11 protein-coding genes are annotated in these 18,582 nt (G+C 42.9%); 3 read left to right on the top strand and 8 right to left on the bottom strand.

The features are described 5' to 3' along the window. Window positions 1-579: 579 nt before the first annotated feature. Together ACFWE9_RS20310 and ACFWE9_RS20305 are read left to right on the top strand one after the other, a co-directional pair. Entirely contained in the window at window positions 580-2,205 is a 1,626-nt protein-coding gene (locus tag ACFWE9_RS20310; RefSeq protein WP_230159079.1) for a hypothetical protein, read from the top strand. Beyond that, complete coding sequence (locus tag ACFWE9_RS20305) at window positions 2,198-5,173, top strand: DEAD/DEAH box helicase (RefSeq protein WP_230159080.1); 2,976 nt, start codon at window positions 2,198-2,200, stop codon at window positions 5,171-5,173. Before ACFWE9_RS20310 ends, ACFWE9_RS20305 begins: the two co-directional genes overlap by 8 nt. A gap of 256 nt (window positions 5,174-5,429) precedes the next feature. Here ACFWE9_RS20305 and ACFWE9_RS20300 read toward each other — a convergent pair whose 3' ends face one another. Then, complete coding sequence (locus ACFWE9_RS20300) at window positions 5,430-6,041, bottom strand: LysE/ArgO family amino acid transporter (protein WP_230159081.1); 612 nt, start codon at window positions 6,039-6,041, stop codon at window positions 5,430-5,432. A gap of 128 nt (window positions 6,042-6,169) precedes the next feature. Between ACFWE9_RS20300 and ACFWE9_RS20295 the strand changes: the two genes are divergently transcribed. After that, on the top strand, window positions 6,170-7,615 hold the full coding sequence (locus tag ACFWE9_RS20295; protein WP_230159082.1) for an aminotransferase-like domain-containing protein: 1,446 nt from the start codon (window positions 6,170-6,172) through the stop codon (window positions 7,613-7,615). Window positions 7,616-7,756: 141 nt separating this feature from the next. On the opposite strand, the gene ACFWE9_RS20290 is transcribed toward ACFWE9_RS20295, so the two are convergent. The 7 genes from ACFWE9_RS20290 to ACFWE9_RS20260 form a co-directional block, all read right to left on the bottom strand. After that, the gene (locus ACFWE9_RS20290; RefSeq protein WP_230159083.1) at window positions 7,757-8,173 is read right to left on the bottom strand and encodes a hypothetical protein; all 417 of its coding nucleotides are present in this window, start codon (window positions 8,171-8,173) and stop codon (window positions 7,757-7,759) included. 746 nt (window positions 8,174-8,919) lie between these two features. After that, a complete protein-coding gene (locus ACFWE9_RS20285) occupies window positions 8,920-12,654 on the bottom strand; it encodes a S8 family serine peptidase (RefSeq protein ID WP_377358454.1) in 3,735 nt (1,244 codons plus the stop codon). Window positions 12,655-12,853: 199 nt separating this feature from the next. Then, entirely contained in the window at window positions 12,854-13,756 is a 903-nt protein-coding gene (locus tag ACFWE9_RS20280) for an ABC transporter permease (RefSeq protein WP_230159085.1), read from the bottom strand. A 12-nt stretch (window positions 13,757-13,768) separates the two neighbouring features. Then, complete coding sequence (locus ACFWE9_RS20275; RefSeq protein WP_230159086.1) at window positions 13,769-14,773, bottom strand: ABC transporter permease; 1,005 nt, start codon at window positions 14,771-14,773, stop codon at window positions 13,769-13,771. Window positions 14,774-14,887: 114 nt separating this feature from the next. Next, the gene (locus ACFWE9_RS20270) at window positions 14,888-16,504 is read right to left on the bottom strand and encodes an ABC transporter substrate-binding protein (RefSeq protein ID WP_230159087.1); all 1,617 of its coding nucleotides are present in this window, start codon (window positions 16,502-16,504) and stop codon (window positions 14,888-14,890) included. Window positions 16,505-16,546: 42 nt separating this feature from the next. After that, window positions 16,547-17,515 (bottom strand): ABC transporter ATP-binding protein, encoded by a 969-nt coding sequence (locus tag ACFWE9_RS20265; protein ID WP_230159088.1) that lies wholly within the window; start codon window positions 17,513-17,515, stop codon window positions 16,547-16,549. After that, complete coding sequence (locus ACFWE9_RS20260; protein ID WP_230159089.1) at window positions 17,496-18,500, bottom strand: ABC transporter ATP-binding protein; 1,005 nt, start codon at window positions 18,498-18,500, stop codon at window positions 17,496-17,498. Before ACFWE9_RS20260 ends, ACFWE9_RS20265 begins: the two co-directional genes overlap by 20 nt. Window positions 18,501-18,582 lie beyond the last annotated feature (82 nt).

Raw genomic sequence — 18,582 nt, 5'->3', positions numbered from 1 at the left:
GCCATTCCCCATGGGAATGGCTCTTCCCATTCACCAAGAATATGTATAAGCTCTACTTCATCAATCCCAAAACCCGCGTCCTACATTTCAAATTCCAAGCCAAAATGAAGTATAATAAAGAGATGCTTCAAAAGCCCATTCAAAATATAGGGCCCTCCCCCTCCTTCACTAGGTTTTGTGAAGTGTAAAGGGGATGATGGATTTAAAGGCATGGTCAAAGTGAATGCTAGGAATTCCTGTTTGGAGGATATATATCCGAACCACTTATATTCAAAGGGGTTTTTGACGATATTGACTTTTACAGGGTTTAAATGAATATACGGATTTTTGCAGTAAGCGGTTTGTTCGATTAGTTGATTAAGACGGTAAGAGAACAGCCATGAAAAAAGGTCCAGCAAAGTGCATATGATGCCCTTAAATAATGTCATGTGCATTTGCTCTGGATGTAATATATACACGGTACCAGGGTGTCAAATCCTCGGTTACCCAGGCAGAAATACTATTGTTAAAGTACTGATGTTTCATGGCAGACAAAAATATCATTTCGGTAGACAGGGTTTGACCCTGAAGGAGGAGACTATGGAGCGGGAGTTGTTGTTAGTTGGGGAGCGGCTGGCGGAATTTTTGGAGGCTGGGAATCCGGATGATTCAGACGTTGTGAATCAGGGGCTCCAGTTATACCGTCAGGGGCTTGTTGACATTAAAGAAGAAGCGGTAGATACGATTGCGGCAGAGGTACAGGATGAGACACGCCATAAGGCCAGGTTGAACCTTCTCTTCCCTCAAGATGGAAGCTGTACATGTGATTCAAGGTTCATTTGCCGGCATCAAATGGCCGTTTTCTTTTCTGCGTATTCAGATAACGCCAGTGTTTCCGACTGGCTGAGCGAATGGAAAGCGCCAAAGAATACCTCAACCGCCCAAGCGCTGCAGCAAGTTAAGAGGGCAAGTGAATTACTTAAACAAGCAGAGGAGAAATCGATCATCTTAGATAAAAGCTATCCATCATGGAAGCATTTCGTGAATGTTACCTTCGCGGAACACGTCGAGCCTCATATAGGCGAGCCAACTTATATGATTGAAAACCATATACAAACCTACTTTAAACGACTTAGCTCAAAAGCTCCAATGGAAAGGGAATGGAAACTGCTTTACCATTTCGTTACGCAATTTTGCACGATGCAGCTGACACTGAGAATGATTCAGTTACATAAAGGCCAGACGCAAACAATCAGGGTCTTTTATGCTCTTGCTGTTGACCTGGCAGAAGAGCTGCATGAAACGGTACAGCCGCTTAGCCGACAAGCGAGGCCTTTCGCCTTTGATCCCTTCGTATTCAGCATCAAGGAAGATGTAGCTAAACTTCTGGATGGCAAAGAAGGTCTAGAATATGAAAAAATCGATCTCTACCGGGAAATTTGGAGCTACTTATTCTCCAACTCCTCTTGGCGCAAAGAGGAACTGGAACGAATAAAGGAAGAACTACCAGAGAAGTATATGGGCACGACTGAGAGGACGTCCTATTCCCTCGCAGCCATTCACCTATCCCTTCTTGAGAATAAAGATAAACAAGCGATTGACCTTCTACATGAATTAAAGAAGGAAGCCTGTCCATACATTTTTTATTGGCTGAATCTCCTATCTGAATCAGACAACCGATCACGGGGTATCCCTTTCATTGAATTCATCATCGCTAATGTACAGGAGTTCCTGGCTGGTTTATCCGATTATTATCAGCGCGTGGATTTCGTACGGACCTTTACGACCTTGATTAGCAGTTGCTGTTATAAATTAAAACGGACCGATTTGCTTGAGAAATTTTACAGAGCAACCCTTCCACACAGCTATTGGAATTATGCAAACTTCCTTTTTGAACAAGGACAATATAAAAAGTGGGTGGAGATGCATATTTACTCAGAAATCAGCATTGACTTAATCAGCAGTGAGTCCATCAAGGAAGTGGTCTCTAAAGAACCAGAACTGATTCTGCCGCTTTATTATCACGCGGTTCAGGAAAAAGTTTCCTTGAAGAACCGACCTGCCTATAAGCAAGCTGTCCGTTATTTAAAAAAAATGCGCACCATCTATAAAAAGAGCAAAAAGGAAGACGTATTTGAACGTTATATACTATATGTAGCAGATTCAACTAAACGGCTTCGCGCTTTCCAAGAAGAACTAAAAAGGGGTAAGCTTATCGATGTTTAATCCAGGGAAATTAAAAATCAAAATAGCGGCTCTCGAAAACGGATCATACGTCCTTGGTGTCGTCAATGAAGAGAATACCTTCCTCAACTCGAATTATGTACGCAGACTGTTATTCAATTGGGATGATGCAAGCTTTTATGGAACCAAAATGACTATGGATATAATTGATGGAAATCCTGTTTTCATTCTTGATGCTTGGGGTCTTCTCAACTTTTTTGCGAAGGAAAGCTTTAACTCCTTCATAGAATGGGAATGGTCGGAGATCTCCTCCCTTTGCCTGTCAGCAGCGCCTGTCCTTCATGAATCCATTGAAGCCGGAATCCCCGTACCGGATTTCACTAACCTGCAGTTAGACTCCATTGGCTGGAAGCTTCCGGAAGAGGTAGAGGAGGAATTCGTCCCTTCGTTTTGGGAAGAAGGTATATCTTTAGATCTCCCTTCACCTGAAGCGGAAACCAATCGGACTTTTATCGAAAAGTGGTATAACCGTGCAGCTAATATGTATTTAAAAAACTACTCACCCATGCAGCATAAATGGAGCGAAGCCGTCGGGGCTTTAAAGGACTCCCGACTTTCACCTGAAGAATTACAGGCCTTTTTTGACAAAGACAGCTGGCAGGAATGGCTAGGTACCCAGCCAGATCCCAAACCCTTCACTATAGGCCTTCGTTTAACTGAGCCTCCTGATGGTAATGGGCCTTGGGTACTCGATGTCACCCTTCGTTCCAAAAGGGATGAGAATATCATCGAAACATATACAGGAAAAAAATTGCCGCGCGGCTGGAATAAGTATGCAAGTGATGTGGTGCGTGCTACGAAACGATGGCAACACGTCGTGCCATGGCTTGGGGAAAATGGACGTCTAAAAAGGGAGATTTCGGAATCGGATGCATGGGAGTTCTTGACCGACGCAAGCGAAAAACTCCTGTTTCTTGGCGTTGAAATTCTTCTTCCATCTTGGTGGCTTGCCTTGAAGGAGTCCTCATTGAAGGTGAAGGCAAAAGTTAAGAGCCAATCCAACCGCGGCCCTTCTTACGTAGGGCTGAAAGCAATAATGGACTTCGATTGGAGGTTCTCATTAAATGGCAAAGAGCTCACTGAGGCGGAGTTCGAGGAGCTCGTCAATGAAAAGAGGCGGCTTGTTTTCATCCGCGGCCAATGGGTCAAGCTTGACCCTGCTTTCATTAAACAAATTCAAGGGCTGATGGAAACAGCTAATGAAAAAGGAATTCAATTGGCTGACTTACTGCAGCAAGAATTATTATTGAATGACGTAAATGAAGATGGCGATGAAGATTCAGGAAACGAAGAAATGCTCCGAGTTCAATTTGAATTGAATCAGGAGCTTCGTAAGATGGTGGGAAGACTGAGGGAAACCAAAAACATTTCCATCTTACCCGTCCCTCCTGCACTACAAGGCGATTTACGCCCCTATCAAAAACTGGGCATGAGCTGGCTGCTTTTTTTAAGGGAGCATGGTTTTGGTGCTTGTCTGGCAGATGATATGGGGCTGGGGAAAACGGTTCAGATGATTGCTTACCTCCTTCATGTGAAAGAAAGAGAAGGAGCAAGTAAAGAGCTACCCATTACCCCGAGGGATGAACAAAAGAGTGAACCGATCATCGTCGAAGAGGAAAGTAATGCAGAGAGCAGTGATGAGGCAGAAGTTATTACTTCCACACCCGAACCTGTTTCTGTTAAATCGGCACTCATCGTCTGTCCAACCTCCGTCCTAGGCAACTGGCAAAAGGAGTTGGAAAAATTCGCACCAACACTTAAAGTCCACCTTCATTACGGATCAAACCGAGCAAAAGGTGAAGCATTTGCTAAAAAGGCAGCTCAACATGATATTGTGTTAACATCGTATGGCCTGACCCACCAAGATGTCGTTGAACTATCCTCCATCGAGTGGAGCAGCGTAATCCTTGATGAAGCACAGAACATCAAGAATGCCCAAACAAAGCAATCCAAGGCAGTCCGCAAGCTCAGCGGCCAGCATCATATTGCCTTGTCGGGTACGCCAATGGAAAACCGTTTAAGTGAGCTATGGGCGATTTTTGATTTCATTAACAAAGGATACCTTGGAACATTAGGTCAGTTCCAGGAAAAATATGTAGCCACCATTGAACGTGATGAACAGAAAGATAAAATCAAGGAATTACAGCGTTTAATACAACCATTTTTGCTGCGCCGTACAAAACGCGATAAAGATGTGGCTCTTAATCTTCCGGATAAGCAAGAACAAAAGGAGTTCGTGCCGCTTACCACCGAGCAAGCATCGTTATATGAACAACTTATCAAGGATACCTTCACTGATATCGAACAGCTGTCTGCCTTTGAACGAAAGGGCATCATCCTGCAGATGCTGAATAAGCTAAAGCAACTTTGCAATCACCCAGCTCTTTACCTAAAAGAGATGGAAAAGGAAAACATCATGAAGGCGCCTAACCGATCTGGCAAACTCGAGAAGCTGACTGAGCTTGTCGATGCTGTCCGCGAACAGGATGAAAGCTGCCTCATTTTCACTCAATATATTGGGATGGGCAACATGATGAAAGAATTGTTGGAAAAACGGTATGGCCTTGAAGTGCCATTCCTGAACGGGAGTGCGAACAAAAAGCAGCGTGATGAAATGATCACAAGATTCCAAGATGGGGAATTCCCAATCTTCATTCTCTCGTTAAAAGCAGGGGGCACCGGTCTTAATCTAACAGAAGCAAATCATGTGATTCACTACGACCGCTGGTGGAATCCAGCTGTTGAAAATCAAGCCACCGACCGTGCTTACCGAATTGGACAACAGCGCTTTGTTCATGTTCATAAGCTTATATGCACAGGGACACTCGAAGAAAAAATCGACCAGATGCTTGATAAAAAGCAAGCACTGAACGACGAGATCATCAGCAGTGACAACTGGATCACTGAACTTTCCACAGAGGAAATCAAGGACTTGGTTGCTCTGCAATGATGGCCTTACCCGTCCCGATAAGATGATGAATGAGGATGGGGTTAGACATTAAAATAAAGGAGAATACATATCGAATATGTATTCTCCTTTTTATTAAGATTACGTCCATTGCAGCAGCAATACTAAAACACCCATCTTGTTCAATAGGGTTATTGGGCAAATCCTAATCCGGACATAACTTCCAAACTACCGATGGAAGATGCACTTTTAGCCTATGACTGATTAGTCAAGTTTGAATGCTGATGTCCTTTATTAGCTAAGTAAAAATGGATTTCACCATATAGAGAGCCGTTATCCAGATAATTACTGCAGAGATCTTATTTAATATTCTTAGGAACCGGCCTGATGTATCTACCTTTTTCAGCATTCGTCCCGCCAGACATAATCCATGGAACCAGCACCAGGATACGAGGATGCATGTTGCCGTGAATATCGTTTTTTCCGTTCCTGAATATACAAGTGAGCTTGAACCGATTACGCCTATCGTATCTAAGATTGCATGTGGATTCAGTAATGATACAGATAAAGCAAATACAATTTGTTTTTTGGTGGACATCTGCATAGTTTGAGCACCGGATTGTGGGTTCGCTTTGGCAAACCAGATCTGAAAACCCATATATATTAAAAATATAACTCCGATTATGATTAATGAAAGACGCAGCCAATCATATTGCATGACAATCAACGAAACACCTAGAACGGCTAATAGAATGAGTAATGTATCACAAATGGCAGCTGTGATCGTTGCAGGCAAAGCTTTTTTTAAGGTAGGTTGAATTGCGCCTTGATTAAAAATAAATACATTTTGTACCCCTAATGGCAGTATCAGCCCTAATGCCAATATTAGTCCATGGAAAAATGGTTCCATACAAATACCTCCCTCCTTTCATATTCATTATAATGAAAAACACATGGGAATTGACCATCCATTTGGTTGGTTTTCAACCCAACCAATCCATAAGGAATATAGAACATGAAAGGAGTAATTGTTTTCGTATGTTTATCGAATGGAAACCAAATCGGCCTTCTAACCGATCACTTCACCAACAAATAGTTGAATGGATGCAACAACAAATTACACGAGGGGAATGGCCAGTTGCGACCAAGCTTCCATCACAGCGCTCATTGGCCGATTCTCTTGGGGTGAACAGGAGTACCATTATTTCAGCTATAGAGGAGTTAATTGCAGACGGATTACTGGAAACCAAGGTTGGGTCTGGTACATTTGTTTCTAATAACACATGGAATGTGCTCGTCTCCAGCAAACAGCCCGACTGGAAAAACTATGTACGGAACGGCCTTCATGAGCCTAATTTAAAAACGATTCAGGACATTAATCAATATGAAACGGACACTGCCATTATCAGATTGGGCACTGGTGAACTTTCTCCATCTCTATTGCCTACAAAAAAAATCGAAAAGACTTTGCAAACCACATCTTTTGATGCTCACTCATTGGGCTATTCTGAACCCAAAGGTGATAAAGGCCTTCGCCACAGTATAAGTGATTATTTAAAGTCAAAAGGAGTAATTGCCAGCCCCAGTTCCCTTATGATCGTGTCAGGGGGGCTTCAGGCGCTTCAATTGATTTCGGTGGGTTTACTTCAGAAAGGATCAATGATTTTACATGAGTCTCCTTCGTATTTAAATTCTGTTCATCCCTTTCAATCTGCGGGCATGCATTTAGTAGGCTTATCAAAACAAGTCCGGGAAAGTATTCCCACTCAAATAAAGCGTATCAATGGAAGGCAGAAAGCGTCACTCTTTTATACCGTTCCAACGTTTAACAACCCAACCAATACTACATGGACAAAAGAAGAAAGACTAAACCTCTTATCCATTTGCAATAAAGAACAGATTCCGATTATTGAAGATGACGTATATAGTGACCTATGGTTTGAAAATGAACCGCCACTACCTATTAAATCCCAAGATACTGATGGCCTTGTCTTGTACATTGGCAGCATGTCCAAAACATTAAGCCCCGGGCTGCGCATCGGATGGATCGCTGGTCCAATAACGGTGATTGAAAGGTTAGCGGATATTAAAATGCAAATGGATTACGGTTCAAGTGCACTATCTCAACATCTTGTGGCTGAATGGTTAACGAGTGGTCAATATTCGAAGCATTTAGAGTGGCTGCGGTATGAGTTGAAGGTACGCAGAGATTTTACATTAACTCTTCTCAATCAATATTTTAAGGGAATAGCTGAATGGCAAATACCCCAAGGCGGATTTTATATATGGTTAAAATTATGTAAACCAATTGTGAATCCAAACCTTTTCAAGCAGGCGATAAAGGAGAACATACTCATTAATCCGGGGTACATATATGAACCAAGCAACAATACACATCTTCGGCTATCATATTCATATGCGTCTGAGGAAGAGTTAGCTTATGGTATTCAAACCCTCTCAAAGATCATTCGCCGGCTGATTTGACTTCTTGAAGGATAGGAGACGCTCATCATGTTGAGGAGCTGCCGTGGCAGCTCCATCCTTATTGAGTAAAGTAACTCTTCGTACGTTTCATTTAACGGAAGTCTCATACCTTACAATGTCCTGCAGCTTTAGAGGATGATATCACGGATTAGCAGCTTTCATTTTTACGTTCCGCTCTTTTTGCTGGATAATGAAAAAAGAATGGTGATAGCCATGATTGATCATGATATGATCGAGGATTGCAGTAAGCACCTCACCCTTATTCGGCTGATATGTCTCTGACCTTTCCTCAATGATGATTTTTTCTTGGTGGGGGTCATAATTAATAGATGTTTCAGCACCTTTTTCAAAAAAAGAAAGGGTTACCTCCTGACATAGAGGAAAATGCTGATAGGGTGAATCTGAGCGGGGATCCTTTTCAAAGGGAGCATGGAGGTGCTGAAGTGCATCAAAAAAACTCGTTTTTGTAAGATGTGACCTGTCGCTTCCTCTCCTTTCGATTTTCACTGTAATTCCAAGACTACTTACTTTATTGCTGGATTTCTTCTTATAATTCATAGATACCCTCCTTTTAATAGGTTCTTTATACCTAATTCTTTTATCCCACTCCATATACCTGCCGGATAATGAAAATAATTCCTCACTAATAGATTTACATATTTGCACGGTGAAAACTCAGCAAACTACTCCATTACATCACTAAAGAATTCATTCATCAAATCCATACTCGATAAAAAACAGCCCTCTTGGATAAGAGGGCTTAGACTATATAAAAACTTGATATTAATTGATTTTACCTACATTTTTTTTGAGGGTTTGTACTATTCGAACGTTGATTTCCACTCCAGGCACTCGCTTTCCGCGGGCGGTCCGGGAGCCTCCTCGGCGCTCTTTGCGCCTGTGGGGTCTCCCTTGGACACGCTTTTTCCGCAGGAGTCTCGTACCTTCCGTTCCAATCAACTGTAGGAAAACCGGCTTCTCTTCGTACAAAAGGAGATTAGGAATAATCTACCCCAAACCATGATTAGAAAAGAAGACTTGGTACTCCTTAATGAATTTTTACATTTTTATATGAAATGAAACCTCATCAGATTGAAGAAATTTGCGATACTCCTGCCGAATAACCGGCTAGCCAAGACCCCACAGACGCTTGCGTCGAGGAGGCTTGGCAGACAGTCGGTGGAAAGGGAGCGGATTTCTGAAATCAACTGGAACTTTTTTGAAAGGAAAAACTGCAGGCAAACTCGCTTCTCATAGAGTTTGTCTACAGTCTGAGCCCTATTGGATAAGAGGGCTGCCTTTCGTTATTTTTTTGCTTTATTGATGTTAAAGGATTTCTTCGATTCATTTCCTGCAAGATCTGTCACCTTAAATTCAAACTTGTTGTTGCCTGATTTAAGCGGCAGTTCCAAATCCTCTATCTTCTTCTTATAGGCACGCATTTTATATGGTTCCTTGAATTCATGATAGAATACTTCGCTTCCGTTCAGATAAAGGCGGATTTCATCGAAATTATCCTCTACCGTCACATCCACTTTTGGATTCTTGCCTTTGACTCCCACAGTTTCCGGTACTCCTTTAACTTTTAAAACCGGCTTTGTTGCATCGATCATAATCGTCCGTTTAAAGGAAACCGTGTTATCCCATTTATCGGTTGCTTTAACCGTGAAGCTTTGGACACCCTCTTCAAATTTCTTTTCATATGAGAATTCATATTTATTATTCGTCTTGTTATATGTTACAGGGACCGTTTTATTGTCGATTTTAAATTCCTTTATTTCTGACGCTTCTTCAATATCCCCTGTTATTTTGATTTTATTTTTATTGTTCACGCTTAAGGCTTCAGGACTTTTGATCTTAACAGCAGGTGCATGATTATCAATTGGTGCTGAATCTTTGGCCAATTCAGTTTCAGCCGCTTTTTCATTACCTGCAAAGTCAATTCCCACAACCTGAACCTTTTCCCCTTTTACATCAGGCAGGGTGAATTGTTTCGTATTCGCCGGGAGCGGCTCTTCCATGATGGATGCTCCATCGACTTGTACATCGTAATAAGCAAGCCCTGAACCATTCAAATTATCCTTACCTTGGATGGTTAATACATTGCCTTTTTTCGAAATCTTGACTGTCGGCTTTACCGTATCGATTTTGATTGGCATTTTAAACGTCTGCCATTTTGCACCCTCGTAATCTATCATCGCTTTGATTTCAAAATAATAGACCCCATCCTTAGCCATTGCATTATTGACTTTACCGTCCCATTTACGGGCCGGATCAAGTGTGTATGCGGTCCCTTGTCCGCCATCATAATAATCCTTACGTACATTATTCTCTGTGCGAAGTTTCCGGACTGATTTGTTCTCACCATTCAATATATTATATTCTACCTTTTTCGCATTCCTTAAGAATGATAGGACCGGCACGAAGTCATCCTGTGCACCATCACCATTTGGGGAAATCGCAATATTTTTGCCATTGAATGTTTTCCCCGCAGGGTCGTAACCAAGATAAGTGAAATCTTCACCTGCAGTCGATACTCCTCCTGCCCTGCCATAGAAAGACTCTTTATCATATTTAGTGCCATCCAGGATTGGGGCTTTGTCCCACTCCCCTTTAAACCCTACATACGGAACATGTAATTCCGGGTTAGTGTCAGCTGGATCCTTCAATGTTATGAACCCTTCAACGAAATATCCGTTTGGAAAGACCTTGTCAATGTCTACAAGAGTCTGAAGATCATCGCCAAGTACCTTTGCATTGGATATGTCCACTTTCACTTCAAATGTAACAGATTTTTTTGCAGGTACAGTAATCTTGTTTGTATTTTTATTATTGATTTTAATCGAAGCGTTCTTAATTTCCTGTGCCTCTAATTGATTGGCGGAATAACCCAGCTGACCCTGAATGGCATAGTCTGTTTGGATATTTCCTTTTACATCATATTTGACTGCTTTATTACTGAAGTTTTCAACCTTCAAAGTAAAGGCGAACTTATTGCCGATTTCCTTCATGGCAACCTTCGCTTCTTTCGTAAATGCCTCCGTCACGACAGCTGGCGTGGACAAAGCAGATTGAAGCTGCATGATTCCGGCTCCCTGCCTGCGAGGCGAATAAGGGTTTTTCCAGTCAAGGGCATTATTGACGACACCTTGATCCGTTAATGGTTTCGAAGTATTCATCATCAGGTTCTTAGCCAAATTGGCCCGGGCAAATCCATTTAATTTAAAGTCTTTATCCACTCTTTCAAGAACCAGTGCAGAACCGCCGGAAACATGAGGTGCCGCCATCGAAGTGCCGCTCATCATACCATATTCATCGTTGTTCAACGTTGAATAAATTTGTCCGCCTGGTGCAGTGATTTCCGGTTTGAAATCCAGATTTGGTGCTACGCCCCATGAACTGAATGAACTCATTTTTCCTGCTTCTGGATTCACCGCTTTTGTTTTATCACCATTAAAGGTAATCTTCACCTTTTCTCCATCCGTTAAGGCCGCTTTCAGCTTGGCACCATCCGACTTCAACATGAACAGCTGTGGAATGGTGATGCTTGGATCTGTGGCCATGGAAATATATCCGTCAGCATTATTGTAAATAATGACTCCTGTCGCTCCTGCTGCCTGGGCATTTTGCGCTTTTTCTATAAAAGAAAGCGTGCCGCGTTCAATGAGGGCGAACTTGCCTTTAACATCCACTTTGGAAAGCTCCTCTGGCGTCCCAAGACCTGCAGCAACCAAGTCATGTGTTTTATCCTTCAAAGCATTGGGATGTACGCTTGAAGCCGACATGAACGGAGCTTTTCCTGCTTGTCCGTTTATATCATAAGTCGCTGCATCCAAATCCATATAGTTATTCTCGACGGATGCCACTTGCACCGAATCATAAGCAAGTCCAGGTGAGCCTGAAACGCCAATATCCGGGTTTGAAGCTAATGGGTTTGCAAATCCGTTTCCAAAGTGAGCCGAATTTCCTGCTGAAATCGACATGAGGATCCCATTATCAACAGCTCTCGATACGGCCTGCTGCTCAGGATCTTCTGCTGATACAAAACCTGCAGTGGAACCGAGGCTCATATTTAGCACATCTGCCCCAAGAATGATTGCATCATCAATTGCCTTAATATAAATATCACCCCATGTTGTCTGCATGGCGGGATCATTTCCGAATACCTTTAAAGCAAGAAGCTGGGCTTCGGGAGCCACCCCTTTAATCCCGCCATGCTCTTCATCTCCATTGGCACCCGCGGTTCCTGCGACATGCATCCCATGCATGGAGGCTCCTTCACCAAGATCAAGGATTTCTTCATTTTCATCCATGTAATTGTATCCATAAGGTACCTTCGCCTTATAATAGTTGCCTAATAGATGGCTAGATTCCTTCATGCCGTTAATTTCACTTTCAGTCAGTTCTGCTTTATTCTCATCGTTCAGGACCATATCACGGTGAGATGGGTCGATTCCAGTATCGATAATCCCCACGACCATCCCTTCCCCTGTATATCCATATTCCCGCCATGCTTCCTGGGCTTGGATAAGTTCCTTACTATAAAGCATCTCGGGCTTATCAACTGGACGTTCATATTCGTTTGCTATATGTACCTCAGCAACTTCAGGCATGGCTTCCACCTTTTTGATATCACCATACTGAAGTTCACCACTGAACCCATTGACGACCGTCGTAAAACTTTCCATTTCCTTGAAAGCGATTCTTTTGTCTTTCACCTTTTTTTTCAATTTCTTCTGATTAGCTAGCTTTTCGGACTTTAATTGTTGTTTCTTATTTTTCGATAACTGTTTAAAAAGTTTCCCTTCTTTCGAAGCGATTTCTATTGCCGGGGCTTCCTTCATCTCAACGATGACCCTGACCTTCTCGTTACTTTTGTATTTCTTCTCCAAGTCGTTTTTCTTCAGCTTTAGAATACTTTCCTGATTCTTCTTTCCATCACCCGAACCGTTCGGGGGCTCTGGGAGCTTGGCTGCGGAAACGCTTGCAGTAAATACTAATAGAAAGATTGCTAGAATGGACAAGCTTCGTTTAATCAATGAACTTTTCCTCCTCTAAAATAATCAATTTTTGGAATTTTCTTACTAAGTATAAAAGTATCACAACTTTTGGGGTGATTTTAAGAGATAATAGTCACTATTTTCCTATTTCAAACTAGGATATTGTTATTATTTTCATATTTTCATAGTTTTTCAAAATAAAAGATGGCGATGTTAAAAAAACACCACCATCTTACCTCTAGTTTTTCATCCTTGGATCCAACGCATCTCGCAGGCCATCTCCCATTAGGTTAAAGCCGAGTACCGTAAGCATGATCGCAAGGCCAGGGAAAAGAACCGTCCAAGGCGCCTGAATGATGAAAGATCTTGAATCGGCAAGCATTTTCCCCCACTCTGGTGCTGGTGGTTGTGCCCCCAAACCGAGGAAGCCGAGTGCTGCACATTCAATGATGGCAGTAGCAATCGCCAAGGTGCCTTGAACAATAATCGGTGCAAGGCTATTGGGAAGGACGTGATGGAGGAGAATCCGGCCATCTCCCATTCCAATTGCCTTCGCAGCCGTAACATATTCCTCTTCTTTCACCGTTAAAACCCGTGAGCGTAAAAGACGGCCAAATATCGGGACATTGACGATGGCAATGGCGATGAGTGCATTGCGAAGTGATGGTCCTAAAACGGCTACTACCGCAATGGCAAGTAAGATACTTGGAAAGGCTAAAATGATGTCAAAGACCCTCGATATGATTGTATCTATCCACTTTCCGTAATACCCGGCAATAATACCTAGAAAAGACCCAACCAGGACAGACCCGGCTACAGATAAAAAGCCGACTCCTATCGATATGCGCGAGCCATAGATGACTCTACTCAATATATCACGGCCAAATTCATCCGTTCCAAACCAATGTTCCGCAGATGGGGCCAAATGTTTATCACTTAGCTTTTGCCCTTCAAATGAATACGGTGCAATAAGCGGTGCAAAAATGGCGATTAAGATGAAAAATAAAACAATCGCCAGACCAACAAGTGCCACCTTATTTTTCTTAAAACTTTTCCACCCTTCCCTCCAGGGAGAGATGACTTTTTCCTCTGCCTCTTTGGGAGGAAGGATTGGCGATGTATTCGTTGCTATTTCAGGCATGAGTTTCCCTCCCTATTTATACTTAATCCTTGGATCGATCGCTGCATACAACAAGTCCACAATTAGATTAATCATGACAAACAAAAAGGCGATGACGAGAATCCCGGACTGTATGACCGGATAATCCCGGGAAAGTATAGCATCATAAATATATGTACCGATGCCTGGCCAGCCAAAAATGTTTTCCGTTAAAATGGCCCCGCCTAAAAGTAATCCTGTCTGCAGGCCGATTACCGTCACCACTGGAATTAAAGCATTTTTCAAGGAGTGCTTGTATACAACCCAAAACATTTTCATCCCCTTAGCGCGAGCCGTACGAATGAAATCCGATCTCATTACTTCCAACATGGACGAACGTGTCATCCTTGCAATTATCGCCATCGGAATGGTCGCTAACGCAATTCCCGGCAAAATGAGATGCTTGATCACTTCGAAAAACTGATCAACTCTTCCAGCAACGAGCGTATCAATCAAATACAGGCCCGTTATGGCCTCGACTGGATCCCTGATATTGTCCCGCCCTGTCGTAGGAAGTAAATCCCATTGAATTGAGATGATGTATTGCTCCATTAATCCCAGCCAGAATATCGGCATGGACAAACCAATCAACGCAATCACCATCGCTGCATAGTCAAACCATGAGTTCTGGAACCAAGCTGATATTATCCCTGCATTTACACCTATGACCACTGCAATGATCATGGCAATCAATGCTAACTCAATCGTTGCCATTAGATATGGCCCTATTTCTTCAGAAACAGGACTATTCGTTTTTAACGATACACCCAGGTCCCCCTGTAACAGGCCTGATACATAATCCCAAAATTGAATGAACCATGGTTTATCCAAACCAAGTTCCTTTGTCATTGCCTCGACTGCCTCTTTTGTTGCTTGCTGCCCTAGAATCACCTGTGCAGGATTCCCAGGAATCGCCCGAATCATCATGAATACAATAAACGCCATTCCGAGTAACACTGGAATGAGAGATCCTAAACGTCGTACGGTATAGGAAAACAAAACAATCACCCGCCTTTTACATAAGGGTCCTTTGAGCGCCCTCGATCATTTTGAAATGCATTCCATAACAAAACCGGGAAGCATGCAAGATTACATACTACCCGGTTCGTACGGTTAATTTTCTAGTGAAACGTTAACAAGGGATTGAGAACCGGTTGGATGTGGAACAAACCCTTTGACTGTCTTGGATCCGGCTAGCTGCGGTAATGAGTGGACTAGTGGAACCCATGGTGCTTCCTCATGGATGATTTCCTGAGCTTTTCCATATAACTCATTACGCTTGGCTTCATCTGCCGTGGACTGGGCCTCGATCAATAGATCGTGCACTTCATCATTTGCATAACGAGAATAATTGTTTGAGCCGATATTATCTTTATCCAATAAGGCATAAAGGAAGTTATCTGCATCTCCATTATCGCCTGTCCAGCCTAGCATGAAGGATTGAGCCTCACCAGCCTGCACTTTCTCTAAATAGGCAGCCCATTCGTATGAAACGATATTTGCCTCGATACCAACCTGCTTTAAGCTGGCTTGAATGGCCTCGGCCACTTTTTGACCATCTGGCATATACGGGCGTGGTACCGGCATTGCCCATAGGTCCATTTTAAATCCTTTTTCATATCCAGCCTTTTTCAGAAGTTCTTTAGCTTTTTCGACATCGTAATCATAGTCTTCAATGTTGTCATTGTATCCAGAAACGGATGGTGGCATTGGATTTTTTGCAGGCTCCGCTGTGCCTTCGAAAAAGTTATCGATAATTTCTTTTTTGTTAATTAAGTGTGAGATAGCTTGACGTACTTCCTTTTTGTCGAATGGTGCTTTTTCAACATTGAAAGCAAAGTACCCGACGTTCATGGATGGACGTTCGAATAACTGCAGTTTGTCATCTCCTGTAACTTTGCTGATATCGCTTGGGTTCAGACCGTCCATTAAGTCGATTTCACCTTTGATTACAGCATTTAAACGTGCAGAGTTATCTTTAATGACTTTAAACGTGATTCCATCAAGTTTTGGCAGTCCTTTTTGCCAATAGCCTTCGTTTTTCACCACTTCGATCGTATCGCCAGGCTTCCATGATTTGAATTTGAAAGGACCTGTTCCAGATGGATTCTTAGTGAAATTGTCTCCCTCTTTTTCAAATCCTGTCGGACTGGCTATTGCAAATGTAGGCATGGCAAGATTTTTCAGGAATGGTGCCTGAGGGCGGTTCAATGTGAATTCCACCGTGCTATCATCGATAGCTTTTACTTCTTTGATAACATGTCCTTCATCACCTTCAAATCCGCCAAACATAGAGGCGTAGTAAGCAAATTTACCTTCGTCCTTACTTTTTGCCCAGCGTTGAAAGTTTTTTACGACTGAATCCGCATTGAAATCCGTACCATCATGGAACTTGATTCCGGTTTTCAATTTGAATGTGTATGTCTTGGCGTCATCCGACACTTTCCATGATTCTGCAAGACCAGGATTTATTTCCGTATTATCTTCTCCGTATTTCACAAGCGTTTCAAAAATCTGCTGCGTGACGATGAATGATTCACCATCCGTTACGATAGCTGGGTCAAGACCGACAGCATCTCCGCCTTTACCGTAAATCAATACGCCGCCTTTCGCTTCACTTGATCCCCCATTACCATCATCTTTCTCTTTTGATGTAGACGAGGAGCATCCAGCAAGCGCTAGCGAAAGAGCCAGGATACCAGTCAACAATAATGCCAATGTTTTCTTCATATTCTTCCCCCTTATTTTTTACGAATTTATGTATACGTCATGTCAGTTGTATAAATGACAAGCAACGTAGTGACCAGGTTTATGTTCATGCAAAACGGGTTTTTCCGATTTGCACTCTGCCATCGCTTTCGAGCACCTCGTATGGAATGGGCAACCGCTAGGCGGGTTTGATGGACTTGGAACATCACCCTGCAGGATTACCCTATCTCCCTTGTATTCCACATCCGGAATCGGCACTGCTGATAATAAGGCCTGGGTATAAGGGTGAAGAGGATCCTCATACAGTTCCTCACTTTCCGTCAATTCAACTATATGCCCAAGATACATGACACCGACACGGTCAGAGATATGCCTTACTACGCCCAGATCATGGGCAATGAAAAGGTAAGTCAAATCAAAATCTTCCTGCAAATCCTGCAGGAGGTTCAAAACCTGGGCCTGAATCGATACATCCAGTGCAGATACGGGTTCATCGGCGATGATCAGCTTAGGGTTGACCGCAAGTGCCCTTGCAATGCCAATACGTTGCCGCTGGCCCCCACTAAATTGGTGCGGATACCTTTTAGCATGGTAACTGCTTAAACCAACAACCTTAAGAAGCTCTTGTACACGGGCTTTACGCACCTTTTTATCTTTTACCCCATGAACGATAAGCGGTTCTTCCAATATCTTTTCAACAGTATGCCTGGGATTGAGGGAAGCGAATGGATCCTGGAAGACCATCTGCATTTCACGGCGCATTTTTCTCATTTCACGGGAAGATAAAGTCGTCAGGTCCTTTCCTTCGAAATAGACATTCCCTTCACTCGGCTCAAGCAATCGAAGCAGTAATCTTCCCGTTGTCGATTTACCGCAACCGCTTTCCCCGACAAGACCTAAGGTTTCCCCTTTGTAAATGGAAAAAGACAAGCCATCTACGGCTTTGACCTCTCCGACGGTCTTTCCTAGGACGCCTCCTTTAATCGGAAAATGCTTCTTTAGGTTTTCTACCTTAACCAATGTTTGATTCATGCAAGGCTTCTCCTTTCCCATCTTCATACAGCCAGCAACGAACATGCTGGCCATCATCAAATTCCAAAAGAGACGGGGTCTCACTTATACATTGCTCCATGGCACGGGAGCAACGCGGGGCAAACTGGCACCCCAGGTTGCCTGTCCCAGGTTTTGGAACATTACCAGGGATCGAGTAAAGACGTTCTTTCTTTATCCGCATATCTGGAATCGACTGAAGTAATCCGACCGTATACGGATGCTTAGGACTTTGGAAAATCGTTTGCACATTTCCTTCCTCTATTACCTTGCCGGCATACATGACAATGACACGTTCACACATTTGCGCCACAACGCCAAGATCATGGGTAATCATCATGATTGCTGTATCTGTTTCTTTATTTAAGTTCTTCATTAACTCTAAGATTTGTGCCTGAATCGTCACATCCAAAGCCGTTGTCGGCTCATCCGCTATAAGAAGTTTCGGCTCACAGATCATGGCCATGGCAATCATGACCCTCTGTCTCATTCCACCTGAAAGCTGGTGAGGATATTCATCGATCAATTCTTCGGCACGGCCAAGCCCAACCAATTTCAACATTTCCACCGCTCTACGACGGGCCTGCTTTTTGTTCCATTTTTTATGTATCCGTAGCGTCTCCACCAGCTGCTCGCCTATAGTGAAAACTGGATTCAAACTTGTCATCGGTTCCTGAAAAATCATCGCTATGTCATTTCCGCGAATCTTTCTCATCCTCGCCTCAGAAGCGTTTGCGATATTCTCTCCTTTAAAAAGGATTTCTCCCTCCACCTTACCAGCCGGTGAAGAAACCAGTCCCATGATGGACAAAGAAGTTACGCTTTTTCCGCATCCTGATTCTCCAACAATCCCTAAAACCTCACCAGGATTGACATGAAAATCGATTGAATTTACGACAGGGATCACCCCATCGTCTGTACGAAAACTGGTTCGAAGCCCATTCACCTTAATAATTGGTTCGTCCATCGAATCACTTCCTATATATAACTTTTTTCCAATTATATTATTGGGTTTATTATTGCATCAAAATTAAAATATTACAATATAT

The sequence above is a fragment of the Peribacillus sp. NPDC060253 genome (genome assembly GCF_042727425.1).
Classification (GTDB): domain Bacteria; phylum Bacillota; class Bacilli; order Bacillales; family DSM-1321; genus Peribacillus.
The sequence above is the reverse complement of the archived record's forward strand: the minus strand, read 5'-3'. Positions and strand labels throughout refer to the sequence as shown.